Here is a 24255-nt window from a genome sequence, read left to right on the forward strand (position 1 = left end):
TAGTTTATATAGTAGCGCTAAATTATTTAGCGTCTAAAAAGCTTTTCAGTAAATCTGAGCGAGAAGGGTGGCGTAATTTACGCAGCGCTTTCGCTTCTATTTGACGAATACGTTCACGTGTTACGTCAAACTGTTTACCTACTTCTTCTAAGGTGTGGTCGGTATTCATATCAATACCAAAACGCATACGTAGTACTTTAGCTTCACGGGCTGTTAGGCCTGCAAGTACATCGTTAGTTGCGCCACGAAGAGACTCCATTGTTGCCGAATCGATTGGCGAATCAATAGTTGTATCTTCGATAAAGTCACCTAAGTGAGAATCTTCATCATCACCGATTGGTGTTTCCATTGAAATTGGCTCTTTAGCAATCTTAAGTACCTTACGGATTTTATCCTCAGGCATCATCATGCGTTCTGCTAATTCTTCTGGATTTGGCTCACGACCCATTTCTTGTAACATTTGACGAGAAATACGGTTAAGTTTATTAATCGTTTCAATCATATGTACTGGAATACGGATTGTTCTTGCTTGGTCAGCAATAGAGCGAGTGATTGCTTGACGTATCCACCACGTAGCATAAGTAGAGAACTTATAACCACGGCGATATTCAAACTTATCAACTGCTTTCATCAGACCAATGTTACCTTCTTGAATTAAATCCAAGAATTGTAAGCCACGGTTTGTATATTTTTTAGCAATTGAGATTACAAGACGTAAGTTAGCTTCAACCATTTCTTTTTTCGCACGGCGTGCTTTCGCTTCACCAATGCTCATTCGACGGTTAATGTCTTTAATACGCTCAATGCTTAAACCTGTTGTTTGTTCAATAACAGATAGTTTATTAATGCTACGAATGATTTCTGGCTTAACTTCTTCAAGTTTAGCTGAGTATTTTTCGTTACCTGAAATTTCTAAATCAACCCACGAAGCGTCAGTTTCGTTATTAGCAAAATGCTTAACGAATGTTTTCTTCGGTAATTTAGCAATTTGTACAGCTTGTTTCATGATTAGACGTTCTTGAACGCGAACACGATCCATCATTTCACGCATGTTATTTACCATGCGGTCAAACTGTTTAGGTATTAATTTAAAGGTTCTGAAAAGCTCACCAATTTCAAAAATGGCGGCTTGTGATTCAGGATGCGAACGACCTTTAGCTTCAAACGTATCACGTGCTTTATTGTATAAATCACGTAAATTTTCAAAATGAATGCGCGCTTCTTCAGGATCTGGCCCTGTGTCTACTTCTTCTTCATCTTCGTCATCGCTATCAGCATCATCTTTGTCATCTTTATCGTCATCAAGTTGCTTAGCACTTAATTCTGAACCGATATTAGTTGCTGAAATCGGCGCTGTATCTTCATTAGGATCGATAAATCCAACGATGATATCGCTTAAACGCATTTCTTCAGCTTCAAACTTATCCCACTGCTCTAGCAGGTAAGTGATTGCTTCAGGGTACTCTGCAACAGAAATCTGTACTTGGTTAATGCCTTCTTCTATACGTTTAGCGATTACAATTTCGCCTTCACGTGTAAGAAGTTCAACAGTACCCATTTCACGCATGTACATGCGAACCGGATCCGTTGTACGGCCGATTTCTTTTTCTACAGTCGCAAGGGCTGCAGCGGCAGCTTCAGCTGCGTCTTCGTCTGTCGTTGTTTCTTGCATCATTAATTCATCAGCATCAGGCGCGTTTTCGCTAACCTTGATACCCATATCATTAATCATGCTTATGATATCTTCTACTTGATCTGAGTCTATAATGTCTTGTGGAAGGTGATCATTTACTTCTGCAAAAGTTAAGTAGCCTTGCTCTTTACCTTTTTGAATCAGAAGTTTTAATTGTGACTGAGGAGTTGGATCCATAGAGATTGTTTCTTCCACTCTGATAAGTTGATACAACAGGCGCCATCATGTAGTTTGCATTAAAGCCAACTAGAATAATGTGACGCAGTGAATAGCACAGTATAACAGTTTAAATCAATTTTGACTAGCTGTTAGTGGCTTTTAACGCTGTCATTAACAAATGACACTCAAGTCTTTCGTCGCTACTAAGGCCTTGAGTCTTGTCCTTTATTAATAGGGTCTCGAGTCGATAATTTAAACACTGATCTTCAATAAACTTGAAAGTATTTTTAAAAACCGTCTCTAAACGCTCTTCATTTATGTCGTGTTGCCACGTTGCAAGCTTGATTAAGGGCTCGTAATCTTCAGTTCCTCTAAAAAATTCGAGTAGTTGCGCTGTGGTAATGCTTTCTTTTTCTAAAGCTTGCTCTTGTAAGCGTAATAATAGCCCTATACCAGCAATATTCATTTGTGCGAGTTCAGGTAAATATGGCACATTTTTAGCTAAGTTAGGATGTTGAATTAAAATACCAATCGCTTGACGCATTGGTGTTATTTTAAACTTACGTTCAATCGAATGCTGTTGCTTTGGGGTTTTTAAACGGTTATTTAATTGCTCACGTGTTCTTCCGATTAAACGTCCTAATTGTTCAAGAATGTTTTCTTGATAAAATTCACTTGGGATTTTTTCAATGAGTGGAAGTGCTGCACTGAGTAATTTAGCTTTTCCTGAGTCGAGTGTTAAATCAACTTCTTGGCTTAATTTATTAAACAATACTTTGGTAAAGTCATCTGCTTGGCTTAGGCGCAATTCGAATTGCTCCTTACCTTCTTTTTGTACAAGAGAGTCAGGGTCTTCGCCATCGGGTAAAAAAGTAAATTGCAGTGCTTTACCGTCATTTAAATAAGGAAGTGCGTTTTCAAGCGCTCTCCAAGCTGCATCACGGCCAGCTCTGTCGCCATCGTAACAACAGATTACTTTATCTGTTGTTCTAAACAGCGTATGCATGTGCTCGCTTGTTGTTGCGGTACCTAGTGATGCAACGGCATATTCAATCCCTTGCTCGGCTAGGGCAACAACATCCATGTAACCTTCCACAACCATTACATGCTCAAGTTTTTTATGGGCTTGCTTTGCTTCATAAAGTCCGTAAAGCTCAAAGCCTTTATGAAAAATTCGGGTCTCTGGCGAGTTTAAATATTTTGGCCCTTGGTCGGCTTGCATTACACGCCCACCAAATGCAATAACGCGTCCGCGTTTATCGCGAATAGGGAACATTAATCGGTCGCGGAAAAAATCAAATTGTCTGCCTGGTGTTTTTTCTGAAGCTAGCTTTAATTCAACTAATTGCTCTTTTTGTTCTTTATTACGGCCAAGCTGAAGACATAATCCATCCCATTCGCTGGGGGCGTAGCCAATCATAAACTTTTTAACTGTTTCACCACTTAAACCACGGCCTTTTACATATTCAATAACGGCGGCAGAATTACTGTGGTGTTTTAATTGGTGCTGATAAAAGCGCGCAGTATGAAGCATTAAATCGTAATCAGAGCGCTTTTGCGCAGCAGTACGTTCTGGTGCTGAGTTTGTGCCTTGTTCTCGAGGTACTTCTAAGTTAAGCATGCTTGCTATTTCTTCAATAGCATCTACAAACTCAAGCTTTTCATACTCCATTACAAACGAAATAGCATTACCATTAGCGCCACAACCAAAGCAATGATAGAACTGTTTGTCTTGCGATACGGTAAATGAGGGCGATTTTTCGTTATGAAATGGGCAACAAGCTTGATAATCCTTACCTGCTTTTTTTAGACCTACTTTTGAGTCTATCAGGTCGACAATATCGGTTCTGGCAAGTAAATCGTCTATAAAGTTACGTGGGATCTTTCCAGCCATTAGTAAAATACAGTCCTGAAATAATAAGAAGAATAACGAATATGAAATTTACTTTTTTATACTAGCTTGATGCAAAGTATAGCGTGCTTTAACTTACCAAAATGATAACAAAATAAATAGGGAAGCTATAAAAAATTTCATTTTAAAGTAACCTAGTAGGTGTACTTTTTATTAAAGTTAAAAACAAAGAAACCGAGCGCAAGGCTCGGTTCACTTCAATCATACTTTAATGTATGTGGGAGTATTAGGCAGTTAATCGTTGCTTAATTAAACCAGAGATTTTGCCCATATCGGCACGACCTTCGGCTTTGCTTTTGATTATACCCATTACTTTACCCATGTCTTGCATACCTGCTGCGTTAGTATCAGCAATAGCCGCATCAATGAGAGCAATGATTTCTTCTTCACTCAATTTTTGAGGTAAGAAAGTTTCAAGTGCTACTATTTCATTGGCTTCAATATCAGCTAAATCATCACGCCCAGCATCTTTGTACTGAGTGTAAGAGTCACGACGTTGTTTAACAAGCTTCACTATAACGGAGGTAATACCTGCGTCGTCTAGTTCTATACGCTCGTCAATTTCACGTTGCTTGATTGCAGCAAGTACCATACGAATAGGGTTAAGACGTAATTTGTCTTTAGCTCTCATCGCATCTTTTTGCGCATCTTTTAGCGTTATTAAAAGGCTCATTTATACAAGACCTAATATATTAGTATAATTTAACGCGACGTGCGTTATCACGAGAAAGTTTTTTCATGTGACGTTTTACTGCAGCAGCTTTTTTACGCTTACGCTCAGCTGTTGGTTTTTCATAGTGCTCGCGACGACGAACTTCTGAAAGGATTCCTGCTTTTTCACATGAACGCTTGAAGCGACGAAGTGCTACGTCAAACGGTTCGTTCTCTCTTACTTTAATTACTGGCATTAAAAATTCACCTACCTAAATTATGAGCGTTGCTCAAGTTGATCAAACATTGATCAAGTGGTTCAAAAATGGTGCGGTATTGTAATCCGAAGCAACACCACATGTAAAGGACAATATTAACAGAAACGCATCATGTAAAACAGTATTAATTTGCTTGGCGCTGGTAGAGTTTGCAAAACACTTGGCCTGCCTTTTTTTCTTTAATTAACAACCAGTTGCTCGGGTTCTTGAAGGTGGTTAACTCTGTTTCTACTTCAACATAAATTAATGCATCATCGCTTAACCATTGGTTTTTTTCTAATAAATCGCAGGTTGTTTGCGCTAAATCTTTACGAAATGGTGGGTCAACAAATACAAGATTAAACGCTTCGTTTGTGTTTTTTTGCTCTAAAAAGGAGAGTGAATTAGTATGTTTAACGTATGCGTTGTCGAGCTTTAAAGTGCTAATGTTTTGTTCTAATTGCTTGGCAGCTGACGAGTCGAGCTCGATAAATGTGGCGTTTTTGGCAAATCGAGATAGCGCTTCAAATCCTAACCCACCAGAACCTGCAAAACAATCAAGTACATTTGTGTGACGCGTATCTTGCATTAGCCAATTAAATACAGTTTCTTTAATTCGATCGGTAGTAGGTCTTAAGCCTTCTACATTTTTAACTGGGAGTTTTCGGCCTCGAAATTGGCCACTAATCACTCTAATAAAGCCATCGCTGGGCTTGTTAGTAGCTTTATTTTGCGTTGTTTTTTTTCTCATTTAGCTCACTAAAAAATGGTATATGGTATCTAGCTCAGATAATATTATGGGTGATTACGTGTAGCTTCATTTTTCAACCGTATTAAAAGTGTTACTATTGAACACTTACGTTTTGAATGGTTGTATTTATTAGCAACTATTGCTGGGCATTGCCAAGCTATTTCAAATTTTAGTTTATCAGATTTTTATAAGTGGTTATTAGCAAGTATGACAAAAAAAAGTAAATTCATGTCGTGGCTCGGTTTTGGCAAGTCAGATAAAAAAGAAGCAGAGCAAAAAGCAGCCGCTGATAAACAACAAGCATTAGCGCAAGAAGAAGCGCAGAAGCTAGAGCAAGAAAAGCTTGCACAGCAGGCTGAAACTGAACGTTTACAAGCAGAAGCAGAAGCCGAAACAGATCGCTTAGAGCAGGAGCGTATTGCTGCTGAACAAATTGAAGCTAAACGTTTAGAGCAAGAAACGCTAGCACAGGAGCAAGCTGAAGCTGAGCGCTTAAAAGCAGAGGCCGAAACAGAGCGCTTAGAGCAGGAGCGTATTGCTGCTGAACAAATTGAAGCAAAACGTTTAGAGCAAGAAAAGCTAGCACAGGAGCAAGCTGAAGCTGAGCGCTTAAAAGCAGAGGCCGAAACAGAGCGCTTAGAGCAGGAGCGTATTGCTGCTGAACAAATTGAAGCAAAACGTTTAGAGCAAGAAAAGCTAGCACAGGAGCAAGCTGAAGCTGAACGTTTAAAAGCAGAGGCCGAAACAGAGCGCTTAGAGCAGGAGCGTATTGCTTCTGAACAAATTGAAGCAAAACGTTTAGAGCAAGAGCGTGCTGAAAACGCAGAAAAGATTGCAATTGAGCAGGCCAATGCTGAATTACTTGCAAAACAACAAGCTGATGCAGAAGCGCAAAGACAAGAATATGCACAACGTTTAGCCGACCAAGAAACGCAGATGCTGTTAGAGCAAGAGCGATTGGCTGCAGAAAAAGTAGAAGCTGAGCGACTAGATCAAATACGCCTTGAAAAAAAGGATGAAGCTGTAAAGGCTGAAAAGCTTGCAATAGAGCAAGCGAATGCTGAGTTATTAGCAAAAGAACAAGCAGATGCTGAAGCACAAAGACAAGATCAAGCAAAACGTTTAGCAGAACAAGAAGCGCAAATGCGTTTAGAGCAAGAACGCATTGCGGCTGAAAAAGCTCAGGGTGAACGTTTAGAGCAAGAACGTATTGCGGCTGAAAAAGCTCAGAACGAGCGTTTAGAACAAGAACGTATTGCGGCTGAAAAAACTCAGAGTGAGCGTTTAGAGCAAGAACGTATTGCGGCTGAAAAAGCAGAAAACGAGCGTTTAGAGCAAGAGCGCATTGCTGCTGAAAAAGCAGAAAGCGAGCGTTTAGAGCAAGAGCGCATTGCGGCTGAAAAAGCAGAAAACGAGCGTTTAGAGCAAGAACGTATTGCGGCTGAAAAAGCAGAAAGCGAACGTTTAGAGCAAGAGCGCATTGCAGCTGAAAAAGCAGAAAATGAACGTTTAGAGCAAGAACGCATTGCTTTAGAAAAAGCAGAAAACGAACGTTTAGAGCAAGAGCGCATTGCTGCTGAAAAAGCAGAAAATGAGCGTTTAGAACAAGAACGTATCACAGCAGAACTTGCAATTGAAGAATCTAAAAAAGCAGAAAAGCCGAAAAAAGAAGGGTTTTTCTCTCGCCTTAAAAAGGGCTTGTTAAAAACTCGCGTTAATATAGGTTCTGGCTTTGCATCTATTTTTAGTGGTAAAAAAATAGATGACGAATTATTTGAAGATCTTGAAACACAGCTGCTCACCGCCGATTTAGGCGTTGATACCACCATGAAGTTGATTGATAGCTTAACTGATGCTGCAAACCGTAAGCAGTTAAAAGATGGTGATGCGCTTTATGAGTTAATGAAACAAGAAATGGCGGCGATGCTAAAAACGGCTGAACAGCCTTTAGTAATTACCAAAGATAAAAAGCCATTTGTTATTTTAATGGTGGGCGTAAATGGCGTTGGTAAAACAACGACTATTGGTAAGATGGCTAAGCAATTTCAAAGCGAAGGTAAGTCGGTTATGCTGGCTGCTGGCGATACGTTTAGAGCGGCTGCTGTTGAGCAACTTCAGGTTTGGGGTGAACGTAACAGCATTCCTGTTATTGCACAGCATACGGGTGCAGATAGTGCATCGGTTGTTTTTGATGCATTCCAAGCTGCAAAAGCACGTAATATAGATGTGTTAATTGCAGATACAGCGGGTCGCTTGCAAAATAAAGATAACTTAATGCAAGAGCTTGAAAAAATAGCTCGTGTTATGAAAAAAATTGATCCTGATGCGCCGCACGAAGTGATGTTAACCATTGATGCTGGCACAGGTCAAAATGCAATTAGCCAAGTGAACTTATTTAATCAATGCGTTGGCTTAACTGGTATTACGCTTTCAAAACTTGATGGAACTGCAAAGGGTGGTGTTATTTTTGCGGTTGCAGATAAGTTTAATATTCCAATTCGTTACATTGGTGTTGGTGAAGGTATTGATGATTTACGCGCTTTTAAAAGCGATGACTTTATTGATGCGTTATTTAGCCAAGATGAGGACGACGTTTAATTTACCAAAAGAGGGAGCTTGCTCCCTTTTTAATTGCGAGGAATACCAATTTTATTAGTAAACTAATTGAATTGGCATAATAAAAAAATGATAAATTTTCAGCAAGTAAGTAAGACTTATCCTGGAGGGCACCGCGCCCTCGAAAAAGTTAATTTTCATGTTAAACCGGGTGAACTTGCCTTTTTAACCGGCCACAGTGGTGCGGGTAAAAGTACGTTGCTTAAGTTAATTAGCTTAATGGAACGTCCATCGGCAGGCAGTGTATTTATCAACGGTGTTGATTTAAATAAAGTAAACTCGCGTCAAATTCCTTATGCTCGCCGTGATATAGGTATTATTTTTCAAAACCACCGTTTACTAGAGCGCTATACTATTTTTGATAACGTGGCACTGCCTCTTATTATTGAGGGTACTCACCATAAGCAAATAGCTAAACGTGTTCATGGTGCGCTTGATAAAGTAGGCCTGATAGACAAAATAAAATGTCATCCGTCTATGCTCTCTGGAGGCGAGCAGCAACGTGTTGGTATTGCCAGAGCAATTGTAAACTCCCCGCCAATTCTGTTAGCCGATGAGCCTACAGGTAACCTAGACCCTGAGCTTTCAATGGAAATCCTAAAGCTGTTTGAGGACTTTAATAAACACGGCACCACTGTTCTTATAGCGACGCATGACTTAGGTTTGGTTGCACGTATGAAGTACCGCAGTCTAACCTTAAAAGATGGCCGCATGCTTCAAGATCCGCTCGCTGAGGGAGCACTATGAGTTTACTTTTTAAAAGTCGTCAAAATAGTAACGACAAGCAAAAAAAATCAGTATTAGCTGGCGGTTATTTTTTCATTATTAATATTTTTCGCCAAGGTGTTCATAGCTTAGGTGAAATGTGGCGTACGCCGCTTGCATCTATGATGACTATTGCTGTACTTGGTTTGAGCCTAACGTTACCTGCAACACTTTATCTCGTTGTTAAAAACGTACAGCAAGTAAGTAGTGGTTTTGAAGAAGCGAGTGAAATATCGTTGTTTGTAAAAGAAAGTATGAACGAGCAAGAAACGCAAACATTAGTAAAGCGTTTAGCACTTTATCCAGAAGTGGAAAGCGTTGAATTTATATCAAAGCAAAAAGCACTAACAGAATTTAAAGACGTATCTGGCTTTGGGCAAGCTTTAGAGTACTTAGATAAAAACCCATTACCTGATGTGGTACTTGTTACTCCTACAAAACGTCACAGACACCCAAATGCCGCTAAAGTACTGCTAACTAAATTAGAAAGTGAACGTGAAGTTGATTTTGGTAAGCTCGATATAGCGTGGCTAGAGCGTTTAAATGCATTACTAGATTTACTGAAAGAAAGTGTAATAACCATCGCATTATTACTGCTTACCTCAGTGACGCTTATTATTGGTAACACCATCCGTTTGTCGATCATGGATAAAAAAGAAGAAATACAAGTAATGAAGCTAGTCGGCGCAACTAACACCTTTATACATGCCCCATTTTTGTGGACCGGTATTTGGTATGGTGTAATAGGTGGTTTATTTGCCTTTATATGTGTAGGACTAATGATGTGGTGGCTTTCAAGCGCTGTGAGCAGTGTAGCGGGGGTGTATCAAACAAGCTTTTCGTTAATTGGATTATCGCTTAATGAGCTCGGCTTTTTAGTGTTACTTGCAACAAGCTTAGGATTTGTAGGCTCGTACCTTTCTGTAAATCGATATATTAAAGAAATAGAACCCGATAAAGTATAAAAAATCCTGCAAACTATAAGTGAACCAACCCAGCTTGATATGCGTACCGTACCGAACTGGGTTGTACCTCCTGTTACTAAAACTGTCATATTTATGTACTATCCTCCCATGAAGTAATGAGTTGTAAATAAGGTGATGCAGCGAGGTTAACCTGCTGCAGCCCCTCAATTCATCACTTATTCAGTCGCTTGTAGTAGACTAAACACATACTAAAAACTGCTTGATTTATACTTTAAAAAAGTTTTAAATTGGGGTTAGCACTCTTAAAGAAAGAGTGCTAAGATAGTTTCAAATGTTTATCACCGAGGTGAAAAATGAGTAAAGATTTATACGCAATGGCACTTACAGTCGGACAACAAAGCGCAAGCATGGACGGTTACCTTCAAGCGGTAAGCACTATTCCTATGCTTAAAGTTGAACAAGAGCAAGAACTTGCTAAAAAGCTTCAGGAAGAAGGCGATCTTAGTGCTGCCAAGCAACTCATTATGTCGCATTTACGCTTTGTAGCACATATTGCTAAAGGCTACTCGGGATACGGCTTACCACAAGCTGACCTTATTCAAGAAGGTAATATAGGCCTGATGAAAGCGGTTAAGCGTTTCGACCCTACAGTGGGTGTACGTTTAGTATCGTTTGCAGTGCATTGGATTAAAGCCGAAATTCACGAGTTTGTGCTTAAAAATTGGCGCATAGTTAAAGTTGCAACCACTAAAGCGCAACGTAAATTGTTTTTTAATCTTCGTAAAAACAAAAAGCGTTTAGGTTGGTTTAATCAAGCTGAGGTTAGTACCGTTGCTAGCGAGCTAGGTGTGAGTGAAAAAGAAGTACGTGAAATGGAATCGCGCATGAGCGGCCAAGACATGGGCTTTGACCTAACGGGCGACGATAACGACGACGCACCAACAAGCACGTACTCTCCAGTACAATATTTAACAGATGGCGCAGCTGATTTAGCTGACGACGTTGAACAAGAGCAGTGGAAAGAGCAAGCGCATACTCGTTTATTTAGCGCACTTAAAACACTAGACGAACGTTCACAAGATATTGTTAGCGCACGTTGGTTGTCGGATGATAAAGCGACTCTTCAAGAGCTTGCACAAAAGTACAGTGTATCTGCTGAACGTGTTCGCCAGCTTGAAAAAACAGCGATGAAAAAGTTACAAAGCGCTATGAGCTAAACACAGCTCTAGCAGTAAAATTTAAAAAGCCCTGCATGAAAATGCGGGGCTTTTTGCTTTTGCGTAGGTTGGTTTGAGCGAAGCGAAACCCAACGATAAAATATCCTATCAAGTAATACCGATACTCTGCATTATTGAATGGTTAGTTTATCATTCGGATATAGCTTTATTTAAAGCTTATATCACCGAGCACTAATCTCTTTTCCCTCAGCTTGCGCTAACTGAATGTATTTACGCTCAACCAGCTGCGAAACCGGCACAAGCTCAAAACCTTGCTTAGTTAGCTCGGGTAAGGCATGACGTAAAAATTCGATTGTTTCTGGGTAGGGATGAGCAATTGCAATAGCGGAATTATGAGTGATGGCTAGTTGTTTTAATTCTTCCAGCCTTAGCTGCAGTTGTTCTGGTGTAGTTATATTGTCTAAGAACACTTGGCGACTAATATTGGCAACACCTAAAAAGTTAGCAGCATTTTGTGCTTGGCTTAAATCGGTTGTGCGGCTATCTAAAAAATATAAATGGCGCTTTTTAAGCACTTCCATTGTCCACTTCATAGCTTGGCTTTTTTGCGTAAGCGCTGAGCCCATGTGGTTATTAACGCCTTTAACTTGCGGTAAACTAGCGAGAGCGGTTCCTAGAGTTTGCTGAAGCTGCTCTTTATTCATATTTAAAGTAAGCGCGCCAGGTCCGAGTTCTTTACCGTTAAGTGCCTGCATAGGTACATGAAGTAATAACTCTTTGTTTGATTGACTAGCAAGCGTTGCAAAAATTTGCGAATAAGGAGTATGGGGCAAAATTGAATACGACAATTGCCCTGGTAAGGAAAGGAACTCTAAGTCCCGTTGATGATAGCCTATATCGTCTATCACTATTGCTATTTGTTTAGCGCTAATTGTTGCTGAGCTAAAACAAATAGCTAATATTAGCCATTTTATTATTTTCACGTTTATAGTTTTTATTATCTTTTTAGCTTTATTTATACAGCTTATACAAGCTATTGCATGCTGAGTAATTGTTTGGCTTTAACTAATTGTAAATCTGCTAAGTTACCAGTAAGTAATTGCGCATTATTGTTAGTGTGTTCATTTTTTATTATAACGGCTTTATTACTTTGTGAAAGGTTTGTTTGATTAACCGCCACATCTGGGGTTATTCCTATACCATCAATCGATTTACCTAACGGTGTGAAGTATTTAGCTGTGGTGAGCTTTAATGCAGTGTTGCCGTCACCTAGAGGAATGAGCGATTGTACAGAACCCTTCCCAAAAGATTGACTGCCAACAACGGTTGCTCGTTTATTATCTTTTAGCGCTGCTGCAAGTATTTCGGCTGCAGAGGCTGAGTTTTCGTTTATAAGCACAACAATGGGGGCATTTTTTAGAATGTCTCCACGCTTTGCATAAAATACTTGGTTGGCATCGTAAAAACGCCCTTTAGTCGTCACTATAGTGCCACTTTGTAAAAATAGGTCTGATACCGCTACTGCGCTTTGTAATGTACCCCCTGGGTTATCACGTAAATCAATTACTAAGCCTTTAAGTGGGTAACCAAAGTGGCTTTGCAGGGCAGCAACTTGCAGAGCAACCTCATGTAATGTGTGGTTAGAAAAATTATTGATAGCTATATAACCAGTACCAAAATCTAGAAGTTCGCTTGTTACGCTTTCGAGGTTTATTTGGCGGCGTGCTACATGAAACGTGAGTGGGTTTTTATTGTTATCACGACTTATAATTAGGTCTATATTTGAAAATTTACTGTCTCTTATTAGCGTTGCTACTTCATCGATTGTACGGTTTTGGGCTGCTTGGTTGTTTACACTGACAATAATATCACCTTGCAAAATACCCGCTGCTTTTGCGGGGGAGTTATTAACCACATTAACAATCGTCATATTCTCGTCGATATTTTTAACCTCAATACCAATACCTGTATAGCGCCCGTTTGTATTATCAAATAATGAGGTTAGTTCGTGCTCATTTAAGTACTTAGAGTAAGAGTCGAGCTTTGAATATAAACGCTCAAACTGTTGGCTATTATATTTAATGTGGTGGCTATTTTGTAAGGTGAGATCTTCAACATAGTAGGTATGGATGTTAAAGAGTATTTCGTCTATTTGTTGTCTTTTAAGATCCTTAATCGAGCTTGCTAGTGCGTTACTAGAAAAAGCGATTAAGGTTAGTAATACAAGTAAATACAGACTTATATAAAAGCCTGTATTTTTTTGATCAATGGTAATTACTGCAGTTTTTTTAGTTGTCATCAGCTGCTCCAGAGCGGTGCAGCGATTTATTTAATTAAATGCGTTTGCACCATTTTACAGGATTTACTGCGCGTCCTTTGTGGCGTATTTCAAAGTATAGACCAGAACTAGCTTGTCCGCCGCTTTGGCCAACTAAAGCAAGGGTTTCGCCTTCGCGTACCATGTCGCCTACATCTCTTAGCAGTGTTTGGGCATGACCATATAGGCTCATAAAACCTTCACCATGGTCTACAACAATTACCCAACCATAGCCCTTTAGCCAATCGGCAAATACAACTTGGCCGTTATGTACGCTATTAATATTAGTGCCTTCTTTTGCACCAATTAATACGCCTTTCCAATCAATACCACCATGTTTACGTTGGCCGAATGTGTGCTCTAACTTGCCTTTGCTCGGCCAGTTTAATTTGCCTTTGTTTTTATTTAGGCCCAGTAATTCAATTTTTTGTGTTTTTTCTTTTTCGAGTTCTTCAATTGTTGCTACCAAAGTTTGTTGGTTTTCTTTTAAATAATTTATTGAACTTTTGGTGCTGTTGAGCTGAGCTTGTAAGTTTTTAAGATTAGCTTGGCGTTCACTTTGTGCATTAAGCAATGCAGTTTGACGTCTTTTTTGCTCATCAAATAAAAGCGCTAGTTTTTCTTGTATTTTAACAAGCTCTTCTTGGTTTTGTACTATTTGCTTTTGAAGGTCTTTTAGATCTTCAATTTGTTCAATACGGGCTTTATTTAAGTAGTTGTAATAACTAAGTGTGCGCTCAAATTTTGCAGTGTCTTCTTGATTTAACAACATTTTAGAGTAGTCGTCGCCACCGGCCATATAGGCGCTTTTAAGCTGCGCGGCTAAAATTTTCTGAAATTGAGTGTGCTTTTTATCGAGTTCATCGGCTTTATTTTGTAACTCTTTTTGCTGTGTTTTAGTCTCTTTTACTGATTGTTCTGCCATGTTAAGTGCTTTAGCATTTTTAGCTATATCGAGTTCATGGCTTTTTAGGTTTTTTTGTAGCGACGCTATTTTTTTTCTTTGGGCGTTATACTCAGCTTGGCTTTGCTCAAGTGCATTTTGAACTTCTGATAAGTCTTTTTTAGTACGATCCTCATTAGCAACTGCAGATGCAGTCACTAATGAAGTTAGTATTAAACCGCACTTAATTAACCGGTTAATACGTCTATTCATGTGTTATTTCAACATCATGATAGGCGTACCAGTCATTTCGCTTGGTTGCTCCATGCCCATTAAGTGAAGCATTGTAGGGGCTACATCGCTTAATGCTTTACCTTGCATAGGCTCTGCATCGCGACCAACATAAATAAAATGTACCGGTTCACTAGTGTGGGCAGTATGCGCTTGGCCTGTTTTAAGATCAGCCATTTGCTCAGCATTACCATGATCGGCTGTTATTAGTGCTTCACCACCAAACTCTTCAAGTGCATCAACAACACGACCTATACAGCTATCTACAGCTTCACAAGCTTTAACAGCAGCTTCAAATACACCAGAGTGACCAACCATATCGCCGTTAGGGTAGTTACAAATAATAGCATCGTATTTACCGCTTTTAATTGCTGCTACTAGCTTGTCGGTTAGCATTTCTGAGTTCATTTCAGGTTGTAAGTCGTAGGTTGCAACTTGTGGCGAAGGAATTAGCTCGCGTGTTTCGCCTTTAAATTCACTTTCGCGCCCGCCACTAAAGAAAAACGTAACGTGTGCGTACTTTTCGGTTTCTGAAATGCGAAGCTGTGTTTTGTTATTTTTTTCAAACCACTCACCAAGTACGTTTACTAACGGTGTTGAACCAAAGGCAATAGGTGCATTTATATCAGCTGCGTACTCTGTCATCATTACAAATGCACTAAGCTCTGGCGTTCTTTTTCTTGCGAATCCATCAAAATCAGGCTCAACAAAAGCGCGAGTAATTTCGCGGGCTCTATCTGCTCTAAAGTTGGCAAAAATTAGAGTGTCGCCATCGTTTATTGAAGCAGGAGCGGCGCCTGTTGGTGTAATGGTTGTAGCGGCTACAAATTCGTCGTTTTCGTCGCGCTCGTACGCTGCATTAAGTGCCTCTGCGCCGTTATCAAAATTAAAGTCACCTTCAGCTAAGGCAATTACGTTGTAAGCTTTTTCTACGCGGTTCCAACGGTTGTCTCTGTCCATTGCGTAGTAACGGCCAATAAGTGACGCCAAACGACCGCATTTAAGTTCGCTAAATAACGCTTCAATACGTTCGATTGACGCTTTAGCACTACGTGGAGGTGTATCGCGGCCATCTAAAAAGCCATGAAAGTAAACTTCTTTAGCGCCACGTTTTGCAGCAAGTTTTATGCTAGCAACTATATGGTCTTCATGGCTATGCACACCACCTGGGCTTAAAAGACCCATTATGTGAACTGCTTTTCCTGCACTTACTGCTTTATCTATGTTTTCAACTAAGGCTGGGGTTGAATCAAATTCGCCATCGTTAATTGCTTTAGTGATACGGGTAAAATCTTGATAAACAATGCGACCAGCACCTAAGTTCACATGGCCAACTTCTGAGTTACCCATTTGACCATCAGGAAGACCAACATCTAAACCCGAAGCTGATATTAATGTGTGTGGGCGTGTGGCCCATAAATTGTCTAATACAGGCGTGTTAGCTGCAAGAATGGCGTTACTTTGCGTATCTTCGCGGTGTCCCCAACCGTCTAAAATCATTAATACCAGTGGTTTTTTATGCTCTGTCATAATAGCTCCTGAAAATTAGTATCTGTTGATGGATACTGTGCACCTAAAAAGGTTTATTAGCGTGGTTTTAGCATACCGTGTTTTTAAGCTAGGATCAGCATTGAAAACAAGATATTAAATTTTTTCACTTACTACTATATATGGGGGGCTTTATCGTTTTTTAAACGCCTCTAAGTGCTCCTAAACTCGCATTTTAGGTTGGTTTGGGTATACTTGCGTGGCTAAAGTACAAAATCCTTAAAATATTAGGGCGTGTTGCACTTTGGTGGTTGAATTTGCAGCAGTATGTTTGGTTTTTAGGCAAGGCAGAGCCTATGAAGTGTGGTTACTCCCCATAAATAGGCGATAACGTAGCATAAATACCAAACATACGCTGCCCGTTGGGTTCTTTCTAGGGACTATTACCTCTTTGTTGCTCGGTTTTTACTTAGCCCACTAGGTTACAAATCTCGCGCCGCGATTTAATCGCCCCTAGATTGAACAAATTTCAATCCACAAAGGCCAACATGCCCTAGGTTTAAAACATAATTTCATAGTGGAAGTAGAATGGATCAATATATTGAATTTATTACAAATCATCCCATTTTAAGCCTTGCTTGGGTTGGTATTGTTTTCCTTATTGTTAGTGGCTGGATAAAGAGTAAGCTTTCAGCTGTTCGTCAAATAAATCCTCAGCAGCTTACGTTACTTATTAACCGTGATGACGGTCAAGTAATCGATATACGTGCGCAAAAAGAGTTTAATGCAGGGCGTATTTCTGGTGCTGAGCACTTAAGCCCAGAGAATGCGAAAAAATCTGACTTTTCAAGCCTTGAAAAGTACAAGACTAAACCCATTATAGTTGTATGTACTACAGGTATGACTGCCCAAGGTACTGCAGCCGCTATGAGTAAAGCTGGTTTTGAACGAGTTTACTTATTAGCAGGTGGCATGGGTGCGTGGCAATCTGCCAGCTTACCAACTACAACAGGTCGCTAATCAGTTTAGCTAGGCCGATAGAGGATTTATTATGAGTAATGTTGTTTTATACACCAAGGCGTATTGTCCATTTTGTCAGCGTGCTCTTTCGCTTTTAAACAGCAAAGGCGTTGAATACACAAATTATGATATTGGTGTACAGCCTGAGCTACGCGATGAAATGATTGCCAAAGCAGGTGGTGCAAGCACAGTACCGCAAATTTTTATTAATGATGAACATATCGGTGGCTGCGACGACATGATGGCTATTGAAGCGCAAGGTAAACTTGACGCTAAGCTAAACGCTTAATTTAATTATAATAACGAACAAGTTAGGAATAACAATGAACGAAGAAAATCAAAACGTAGCAGCTGCACAAGACGGCGCACAATTTACTATTCAACGTATTTACACTAAAGATGTATCGTTTGAAACGCCAAACTCTCCGGCCATTTTTCAAAAAGAATGGACGCCAGAAGTTAAGCTAGACCTAGATACACGCTCTAATAAACTAGACGAAGGTGTATTTGAAGTTGTTTTAGCCCTAACTGTAACCGCTTCTCTTGGTGAAGAAACTGCGTTCTTATGTGAAATTCAACAAGCAGGTATTTTTACTATTGCTGAAGTTGAAGAAGTGCAACTTGCGCACATGCTAGGTGCATTTTGTCCTAACGTGTTATTCCCATATGCACGTGAAGCTGTTTCAAACCTTGTTAACCGTGGTACTTTCCCACAGCTTAACCTTGCGCCAGTTAATTTTGATGCGTTATTTGCACAATACATGCAACAACGTACTGCGCAAGCTGACCAGGCTTCAGCAGACGCATAACTTATGAGTACAGCAACTACAGCTGTTACTGTATTAGGGGCGGGGTCTTACGGCACCGCCCTTGCTATTTGTTTAGCCCGAAATGGTCACCACGTGACACTTTGGGGAAGAAATAGCGACGACGTTGCCACGCTTGCAGCTGAGCGGAAAAATCAACGTTACTTACCTGATGCTCCTTTTCCAGATACCCTTACTCTTGAAGCTAACTTACAACATGCCGTTGCTAGCAGCGCTATTGTACTTGTTGTTGTGCCAAGCCATGCTTTTGGCGATACACTTGCGCAGATCAAACCTGCATTGCAAGACGGTGCTAAAGTAGCGTGGGCAACTAAAGGGCTTGAGCCTAATACTGGACGTTTGTTACAAGAAGTGGCTTTGCAAGAATTAGGTGATGATATTCCACTTGCGGTACTGTCGGGTCCTACGTTTGCAAAAGAAATGGCGATGGGCTCACCTACAGCTATTTCAGTGTCTTCTACGTCGCCTGAATTTGCTCAGCAGCTCGCTGATTTACTTCATTGTGGTCGCTCATTCCGTGTGTATAACAATGATGATTTTATTGGTATACAGCTCGGTGGTGCGGTTAAGAATGTAATTGCCATTGGTGCCGGTATTTCGGACGGTGTTGGTTTTGGCGCTAATGCGCGTACCGCACTTATCACCCGAGGCCTTGCAGAGCTTACTCGTTTAGGTTGCGCTCTTGGTGCTAAGCCAGAAACCTTCATGGGGATGGCAGGCCTTGGCGATTTAATACTAACGTGTACAGATAACCAATCACGTAATCGTCGATTTGGTTTAGCGTTAGGTAAAGGCGAAAGCGTTGATGCTGCTATTGAATCAATTGGTCAAGTAGTTGAAGGCTTTAGAAATACCAAAGAAGTGTATTTATTAGCGCAGCGTAGCGGTGTAGAAATGCCGATTACCGAGCAAATTTATAAAGTGCTTTATGAAAATAAAGATATGAAAGAAGCTGCAATGGCGCTATTAGGCCGAGAGCAACGTTCTGAATAATTTTATAAGCGTTTATAAAACTAAAAAACCGACGTTATGTCGGTTTTTTGTTGTTTAGCTCAAAGCTATTTACTGCGCGTTAGGAAAACCCAACTGGCGCCACGACTCGTAGACAAACACAGCTACTGCGTTTGATAAGTTCATGCTGCGGCTATTGGCTTGCATAGGAATACGCACACGCTGCTCTTTTGGCAGTGCTTGGATCATATCGTCAGGCAAGCCGCGAGTCTCTGGGCCAAATACCAAGCAGTCACCCGCTTCGTAACTTGCTTCATGGTGAAACTGACTACCTTTGGTTGTACATGCATATATTTTTTTTGGTTTACATTTTTCAAGGTAATCTTCAAATGAGGCATGGCGTTGAACATGACTAAATTCATGATAATCAAGTCCTGCACGTTTCACGCGCTTATCGTCCCACTCAAAACCTAGCGGCTCAATTAAATGTAATGCATAGCCGGTATTGGCACATAGGCGAATAATATTACCAGTGTTAGGCGGTATTTCAGGTTGGTATAAAACAATATCCAGCATAATGAGCCTTATAAAATAATCTGTAGTTTGACGAAGGGCAGTATACACGAAACCTTTTAAAAAAATGATATACTCACACTATTGAATACTCCTAATTATCGGATTAAAACGTGCATAACCGTAGCTACGAATTTTGGGTTAAAACTTCAAGCATTGTTACCATGGTAATGGTTAGTTTAATGATTGGCGCAAAAACATGGGCATGGCTTGCTTCGGGCTCGGCTTCAATGCTTGGCTCGTTAACTGATTCGTTAATGGATATTACTGCCACCGCCATGAGTTTTTTAGTGTTAGGTTACGCACTGCGCCCAGCGGATGATGACCATCGTTTTGGGCACGGAAAAGCCGAAGCACTTGCAGGACTTGGCCAAGCCGCGTTTATTGCAGGCTCAGGTTGCCTACTTGCTTTTCATGGTATTGAGCGATTATTTAACCCTATACAGTTAAGCCATTCTTTATTAGGTGTGTGGGTAAGTATTTTTGCTATTGCGTGTACGTTGGTCATTGTATTTGTACAAAACAAGGTGGTTAAATACACCGATTCAATTGCTATAAAAGCCGACTCAGTACATTACAAAGGTGATTTAATATTAAATGCCGCTGTGCTATTAGCTATTTTGTTAGCTTATTATGGTGTGTTGTATGCAGATCCTGTTTTTGCGATAGGTGTAGCGGGTTACTTACTTTATAACAGCTGGGATATTGCTCGCGATAGTGCCGATCACTTAATGGATAAAGAACTGCCAGATGATGAAAAGCAAAGCATATTTGATATAGCCAGAGCCCATGCTGATGTACATGGTGTGCATGATATTCGTACGCGCCAAGGCGGAAAAGTTAAGTTTATCCAAATGCACTTAGAGCTTGATGATCATTTAAGTTTGATTCGCGCACATAACGTAGCTGATGAAGTAGAGGCAATGCTTAAAGAACGCTTTGAGTCTGAGGTAGATATACTGATCCACCTCGACCCTTTGTCGGTACTTATTAAGCCGTCACCGACTCACAAAACTGATACAAGCTTTTAAGCAATGGCTGGCGTATTTCATCACGTTCAAAAAACAGCTCGTGTTTAGCGCCTTCAAAGCTTTTAAGTACAGTGTTTACGTGCCTGTTTGCTAATTTATATTGGGCATTGTTATCAACCACTTCGTCGTTTTGTGCACTGGCAATATAAAGTGGAATAGTCACACTTAAGTTATCCACCGAAGTTATAAATGCAAACGTCGCATTTAGCCAGCCGTAAGTAACACCGCCGAGCTGTAGTAATGGCTCTTCTTGATATGTTTGCCTAAATAGCTCGTAACGCACTGGGCTGCTGGTTAATACATTTGTAGCAAACTCATCGGGTATGTAATCGGTTTGCCCTAGTGCGTAATTGTCTTTTTGACCCAAAAGGGTTGCAGTACTTGCTATTAATTTAGCTAAAGGCTTTGGTGTATTTTTTGTATAAATATCAAGCATAGGCGCTGATAAAAACGCGCCACTAAAATTGTGTTCGAAATGCGCAAGATAGTCAAATGCTATGGCGCCGCCCATTGAATGACTCACTAACACCTTTTTACCTTGCCAATGAGTATCCACTATTTGTGTATTAAATAAGTTTAGGTCTGCGCTGTAATCTTTAAATTGATTAACATGGCCTTTGTGCTTATTTAGTAGGTGGCGATAAGAGCGGCCTTGTCCTTGGTGATCGGCTATGAATATGGCAAAATTATTGTTATACAGCTCCCATAACAACTCTTTATATTTATCTAACCCTTCAAGGCGCCCAGAGCTTATTACAATGGCATTTTTGGCTTTATCTGGTATGGCATAAGCATAAAATAATTGCCCGTTAGGTGTATCTAAATAAGCTTTAATTAGCGTGTTTTTATAAAAGTTATTAATTGTTATTTGATTACTCTTAAGCTCACGCTCACTACTATAAAACATGCTTTACTCTTTTATTAATGGCAAGGTTATATTAGCACACAAGCCACCTTGTTCTTTATTTGATAATACTAAACTGCCGCCATGCGCAGTAATAGCATTTTTAGCAATCGCCAGACCTAACCCCGTGCCACCACTTACGCGATCCCGCGCATCTGACTGTCTAAAAAAGGGCTCGCAAAGCTTGCTCAGTTGATCATCTGGCACACCAGAGCCATCGTCACATATTTCTATATAAATGGCATCAGCATGCTTTAGAGTAATGCTAATTGTATTATTTGCGTATTTAATAGCGTTGCGCAATAGGTTTTCAAGCGCACTGGCAATAAGGCCTTCGTCGCAATTAATATTTACGTCTACAGCGCCCACTATATTTAGCTGCTTATTATTTTGTTTTGCTTCAAACTGCGCATCATTAATAACGTGATCTACAATTATTTGTAATGATTGTTTTTGCAGTGAAAGCGCTTGGCTTTTTGCTTCTAAGCGAGAAACTTGCAGCACGTCGGCAATCATCTTATCGAGTTGGTTTGCTTCTTTTTCTATGCGTAATAAATACGATTGGCTAGCGTCGTTAGCTTGCATTTGTGCAAGTCCGGTAGCCATTTTTAAACGTGTAAGAGGCGATCGTAATTCATGTGATATGTCGGCTAATAAGCGTTTTTGTGAGCTGATTAAAAGCTCTAACTGATTAGCCATGCTGTTAAAATCTCGCCCTAGTATTCCTAGCTCATCTTTTCGGTTTACAGAAATCTCGGCTCTTGCGCTTAGGTTACCCGCTGATAGTTTAATTGCCGCTTTTTTAAGGCTATTTATAGGGGCTATTAAGTTACGGCTAAATACAAAGCTTAAAATGAGAGATGCAACAATTGCGATGACTATTTTCATCCAATTAGGCATAAGCTTAAAGCGCATTATTAGCGGTGGTTGATGGTTAATATCTATTTCGTAAAGATAAAAACTCCCTTCAGGCACGTTTATATTAACAGGGCCGAAGGCTTGATATTTTTCAGTGAAAATAATTTGCGGTGACATATTTTGAGTGAAGTTTAATAAACTTAAATCGATGCTCTCTGGCACCTCTTTACTACTAAGAGAGTCCTCGCTTTGAGCTGCGCTTAAGTATAAAAGTTTACGCTTTGATAGGCGAGGGTGTACTAATACTTCGCTTAGACTGCGCTTATGCTTAATGGCAGTACGCTCAATACTTTTGGCGGTGTATATTAGGTTTTTTTTCATTGGGCCATAAAGTGGCTCGTTAGATACCGCATTAATAGCGGTTATATTACTTAAAAATATAAGCGCTGCTACGGTGCCGATTATAGTTAACCAAAACCAAATAAATACTTTAAAAAACAGGTAGTGCCCAGGGTGTTTTAACCAAGCAAAGTAAGTGCTTTTATTCGCCTTGGATAAAGACATAACCCGTACCTCGCATTGTTTTAATTCGCTCACCTGGAATATGCTCAGCTATTTTTTTACGGATATTACTTACATGCATATCGATAGAGCGATCAAAAGAAGCTAAGCGCCTGCCTAGCACTTCTTCGCTAATTTGCTCTTTACTAACAACTTCGCCTGCATTTTTACACAATAGCGTGAGTATTTCGTACTCTGTACCGGTAAGGGTTAGTGTAGAGCCGTCGATTGAGGCCTCTCGCGCTGCAAGGTTAACAGTAATACCATTAACGAGTAACTTACTCGTTGTGGCTGCATTTAAGCTATTAATGTGCTCTATACGGCGTGTTATCGCTTTTACGCGGGCTAGTAATTCACGATGATTAAAAGGCTTTGGAATATAATCATCAGCGCCTAGCTCTAGGCCAAAAATACGGTCAAAGTCTTCACCTTTTGCAGTAAGCATTATGACCGGTGTGAGTTTTGTTTGCCTAAGTTGTTTAAGTACTTCAAAACCATCAAGCGTTGGTAACATTACATCTAGCAATATAAGGGCGTAGTCATTTGCTTGTGCTAGTTTAAGGCCCTGCTCACCGTCGTGTACGCTTTGTATTTCAAACCCTTGGGCAGTTAAATACTCACTTAATAGCTCGCAAAGGCCAGTGTCGTCATCAATCATTAATAGTTTCATTTACAAACCCTTAGAGTTGTTTATAGCGTTATTTTACCCGCTAAATAGTGCAAAGGTGAATCTTTACACAACCTTTACACTGCTTTGCGTTACTTTGCATTGAGTTAGGTATAGTTAACTCACTGGCTTAGCAGCCACAACCAACCCAATATTAAGGTAATGATTATGACTAAATTAAATACACTTTCAAAATTAGTACTTATCTGTGGCTTAGCAACAGCAACGCTTGGTGCTGGTAGCGTATTAGCTAAAGGCGACGGACATAAACAAGGCCATTCTCAAGCTCGCTTTTTACTTTCTGAGCGCGGCGTTGAAAAATTAAGCTTAACAGATGAGCAGCAAACTAAGCTAAAAGCTATTTTTGAAGCGCAAAAAACACAGATGAAAGCGTTGCGTGGCGACGATAAAGAAGCCCGTAAAGCGATGCGTGAAGCGCATAAAGCTAAAATGGATGCGTTACTTTCGGCGGCAACATTTGACGAAAATGCAGCAAAAGAGCTATTAAATGAACGTCATGAAAAAGGTGATCAATTTGGTTTAATTAAACTAAAAACGCAGCACCAAGTAATGCAAGTTCTTAACGCTGAGCAAAAAGAGAAATTTGCTAAAATGCAAAAGCGTATGAATAAAAAGCACAGTAAACAAAAAAGTTAATTATACTTTTTGTAAATACTAAAAAACCAGCTTAATGCTGGTTTTCGTATTTAGGGCATAATGAAGATAAATTACTTAAAAAAGTCATCTTCATTTTTAGCCAGCATAGCTTCAATATCTTCAATCATGTCTTGGCTAAACTCTTCAGCCGAGGTGATTGGTGCAGAAATTCTGTTATTTTCAAACGACCATTCACCTAAATCAATTAGCTGACAGCGTTTTGAGCAAAAAGGACGAAATGGGCTTTGCTCTGACCATTCAACTTTAGTTTTACAGGTTGGGCAGTTTACAATAGTAGGCATAATTTACTCTTTACAAT

At 40.0% G+C, this 24255-nt stretch carries 24 protein-coding genes; 10 read left to right on the forward strand and 14 right to left on the reverse strand.

Annotated elements, in window-relative coordinates:
* Positions 1 to 22 precede the first annotated feature (22 nt).
* The 5 genes from rpoD to rsmD all read right to left on the reverse strand — a co-directional run bounded on the left by rpoD (position 23) and on the right by rsmD (position 5423).
* Positions 23 to 1870: an RNA polymerase sigma factor RpoD gene (gene rpoD / locus I6F47_RS08805; RefSeq protein ID WP_007586533.1), complete on the reverse strand. Its 1848-nt coding sequence runs from the start codon at positions 1868 to 1870 to the stop codon at positions 23 to 25.
* Positions 1871 to 1994: 124 nt separating this feature from the next.
* Positions 1995 to 3746: a DNA primase gene (gene dnaG, locus I6F47_RS08810; RefSeq protein WP_007586534.1), complete on the reverse strand. Its 1752-nt coding sequence runs from the start codon at positions 3744 to 3746 to the stop codon at positions 1995 to 1997.
* A 244-nt stretch (positions 3747 to 3990) separates the two neighbouring features.
* Positions 3991 to 4437, reverse strand: a complete 447-nt coding sequence (locus I6F47_RS08815; protein ID WP_024590610.1) for a GatB/YqeY domain-containing protein — start codon at positions 4435 to 4437, stop codon at positions 3991 to 3993.
* Positions 4438 to 4456: 19 nt separating this feature from the next.
* Entirely contained in the window at positions 4457 to 4672 is a 216-nt protein-coding gene (rpsU, locus tag I6F47_RS08820) for a 30S ribosomal protein S21 (RefSeq protein ID WP_002957797.1), read from the reverse strand.
* Between the two features lie 145 nt (positions 4673 to 4817).
* Positions 4818 to 5423, reverse strand: coding sequence for a 16S rRNA (guanine(966)-N(2))-methyltransferase RsmD (gene rsmD / locus I6F47_RS08825; RefSeq protein ID WP_165722446.1), 606 nt, complete (start codon positions 5421 to 5423; stop codon positions 4818 to 4820).
* A 228-nt stretch (positions 5424 to 5651) separates the two neighbouring features.
* Between rsmD and ftsY the strand changes: the two genes are divergently transcribed.
* The 4 genes from ftsY to rpoH all read left to right on the forward strand — a co-directional run bounded on the left by ftsY (position 5652) and on the right by rpoH (position 10947).
* Positions 5652 to 8021 carry a signal recognition particle-docking protein FtsY gene (gene ftsY, locus I6F47_RS08830; RefSeq protein WP_442960279.1) on the forward strand — a complete coding sequence of 790 codons (2370 nt, stop codon included), beginning with the start codon at positions 5652 to 5654 and terminating at the stop codon, positions 8019 to 8021.
* A gap of 87 nt (positions 8022 to 8108) precedes the next feature.
* Entirely contained in the window at positions 8109 to 8786 is a 678-nt protein-coding gene (gene ftsE / locus I6F47_RS08835; RefSeq protein WP_007582842.1) for a cell division ATP-binding protein FtsE, read from the forward strand.
* Complete coding sequence (ftsX, locus tag I6F47_RS08840; RefSeq protein WP_007582840.1) at positions 8783 to 9769, forward strand: permease-like cell division protein FtsX; 987 nt, start codon at positions 8783 to 8785, stop codon at positions 9767 to 9769. The genes ftsE and ftsX overlap by 4 nt, the downstream gene beginning before the upstream one ends.
* A 314-nt stretch (positions 9770 to 10083) precedes the next feature.
* Positions 10084 to 10947, forward strand: coding sequence for an RNA polymerase sigma factor RpoH (gene rpoH, locus I6F47_RS08845; protein WP_007582838.1), 864 nt, complete (start codon positions 10084 to 10086; stop codon positions 10945 to 10947).
* A 182-nt stretch (positions 10948 to 11129) separates the two neighbouring features.
* Here rpoH and I6F47_RS08850 read toward each other — a convergent pair whose 3' ends face one another.
* Genes I6F47_RS08850 through gpmM form a run of 4 tightly spaced genes read right to left on the reverse strand, consistent with a single transcriptional unit; the run spans position 11130 to position 15929 of the window.
* The gene (locus I6F47_RS08850; RefSeq protein WP_197183703.1) at positions 11130 to 11891 is read right to left on the reverse strand and encodes a divergent polysaccharide deacetylase family protein; all 762 of its coding nucleotides are present in this window, start codon (positions 11889 to 11891) and stop codon (positions 11130 to 11132) included.
* 50 nt (positions 11892 to 11941) lie between these two features.
* A complete protein-coding gene (locus I6F47_RS08855) occupies positions 11942 to 13207 on the reverse strand; it encodes a S41 family peptidase (RefSeq protein WP_197183704.1) in 1266 nt (421 codons plus the stop codon).
* A gap of 34 nt (positions 13208 to 13241) precedes the next feature.
* Positions 13242 to 14381 carry a murein hydrolase activator EnvC family protein gene (locus tag I6F47_RS08860; RefSeq protein ID WP_197183705.1) on the reverse strand — a complete coding sequence of 380 codons (1140 nt, stop codon included), beginning with the start codon at positions 14379 to 14381 and terminating at the stop codon, positions 13242 to 13244.
* A 3-nt stretch (positions 14382 to 14384) separates the two neighbouring features.
* Complete coding sequence (gene gpmM, locus I6F47_RS08865; RefSeq protein WP_197183706.1) at positions 14385 to 15929, reverse strand: 2,3-bisphosphoglycerate-independent phosphoglycerate mutase; 1545 nt, start codon at positions 15927 to 15929, stop codon at positions 14385 to 14387.
* Between the two features lie 546 nt (positions 15930 to 16475).
* Between gpmM and I6F47_RS08870 the strand changes: the two genes are divergently transcribed.
* The 4 genes from I6F47_RS08870 to gpsA are packed head-to-tail and all read left to right on the forward strand — an operon-like array spanning position 16476 to position 18727.
* Positions 16476 to 16907, forward strand: coding sequence for a rhodanese-like domain-containing protein (locus I6F47_RS08870; RefSeq protein ID WP_002957784.1), 432 nt, complete (start codon positions 16476 to 16478; stop codon positions 16905 to 16907).
* 31 nt (positions 16908 to 16938) lie between these two features.
* A complete protein-coding gene (grxC, locus tag I6F47_RS08875; protein ID WP_002957783.1) occupies positions 16939 to 17196 on the forward strand; it encodes a glutaredoxin 3 in 258 nt (85 codons plus the stop codon).
* A 34-nt stretch (positions 17197 to 17230) separates the two neighbouring features.
* The gene (gene secB / locus I6F47_RS08880) at positions 17231 to 17716 is read left to right on the forward strand and encodes a protein-export chaperone SecB (protein ID WP_007582825.1); all 486 of its coding nucleotides are present in this window, start codon (positions 17231 to 17233) and stop codon (positions 17714 to 17716) included.
* A 3-nt stretch (positions 17717 to 17719) separates the two neighbouring features.
* Positions 17720 to 18727 (forward strand): NAD(P)H-dependent glycerol-3-phosphate dehydrogenase, encoded by a 1008-nt coding sequence (gene gpsA, locus I6F47_RS08885; protein ID WP_007582822.1) that lies wholly within the window; start codon positions 17720 to 17722, stop codon positions 18725 to 18727.
* A gap of 69 nt (positions 18728 to 18796) precedes the next feature.
* Here the strand turns inward: gpsA and trmL are convergent, their stop codons facing one another.
* Positions 18797 to 19261, reverse strand: a complete 465-nt coding sequence (trmL, locus tag I6F47_RS08890; protein WP_007582820.1) for a tRNA (uridine(34)/cytosine(34)/5-carboxymethylaminomethyluridine(34)-2'-O)-methyltransferase TrmL — start codon at positions 19259 to 19261, stop codon at positions 18797 to 18799.
* Between the two features lie 161 nt (positions 19262 to 19422).
* Between trmL and I6F47_RS08895 the strand changes: the two genes are divergently transcribed.
* Entirely contained in the window at positions 19423 to 20289 is an 867-nt protein-coding gene (locus I6F47_RS08895) for a cation diffusion facilitator family transporter (protein ID WP_081709160.1), read from the forward strand.
* On the opposite strand, the gene I6F47_RS08900 is transcribed toward I6F47_RS08895, so the two are convergent.
* Genes I6F47_RS08900 through I6F47_RS08910 form a run of 3 tightly spaced genes read right to left on the reverse strand, consistent with a single transcriptional unit; the run spans position 20249 to position 23282 of the window.
* Positions 20249 to 21196, reverse strand: a complete 948-nt coding sequence (locus tag I6F47_RS08900) for an alpha/beta fold hydrolase (protein WP_007586153.1) — start codon at positions 21194 to 21196, stop codon at positions 20249 to 20251. The genes I6F47_RS08895 and I6F47_RS08900 overlap by 41 nt on opposite strands.
* A 3-nt stretch (positions 21197 to 21199) precedes the next feature.
* Positions 21200 to 22615: an ATP-binding protein gene (locus I6F47_RS08905; RefSeq protein ID WP_197102094.1), complete on the reverse strand. Its 1416-nt coding sequence runs from the start codon at positions 22613 to 22615 to the stop codon at positions 21200 to 21202.
* Positions 22593 to 23282, reverse strand: a complete 690-nt coding sequence (locus I6F47_RS08910) for a response regulator (RefSeq protein WP_007586150.1) — start codon at positions 23280 to 23282, stop codon at positions 22593 to 22595. Before I6F47_RS08910 ends, I6F47_RS08905 begins: the two co-directional genes overlap by 23 nt.
* Positions 23283 to 23447: 165 nt before the next feature.
* Between I6F47_RS08910 and I6F47_RS08915 the strand changes: the two genes are divergently transcribed.
* Complete coding sequence (locus tag I6F47_RS08915; protein WP_007586148.1) at positions 23448 to 23936, forward strand: periplasmic heavy metal sensor; 489 nt, start codon at positions 23448 to 23450, stop codon at positions 23934 to 23936.
* Between the two features lie 71 nt (positions 23937 to 24007).
* Here I6F47_RS08915 and yacG read toward each other — a convergent pair whose 3' ends face one another.
* A complete protein-coding gene (gene yacG, locus I6F47_RS08920) occupies positions 24008 to 24238 on the reverse strand; it encodes a DNA gyrase inhibitor YacG (protein WP_007586146.1) in 231 nt (76 codons plus the stop codon).
* Between the last annotated feature and the right edge of the window lie 17 nt (positions 24239 to 24255).

Source organism: Pseudoalteromonas sp. NZS37 (assembly GCF_015864265.1).
In the GTDB taxonomy this organism is placed as follows: domain Bacteria; phylum Pseudomonadota; class Gammaproteobacteria; order Enterobacterales; family Alteromonadaceae; genus Pseudoalteromonas; species Pseudoalteromonas arctica.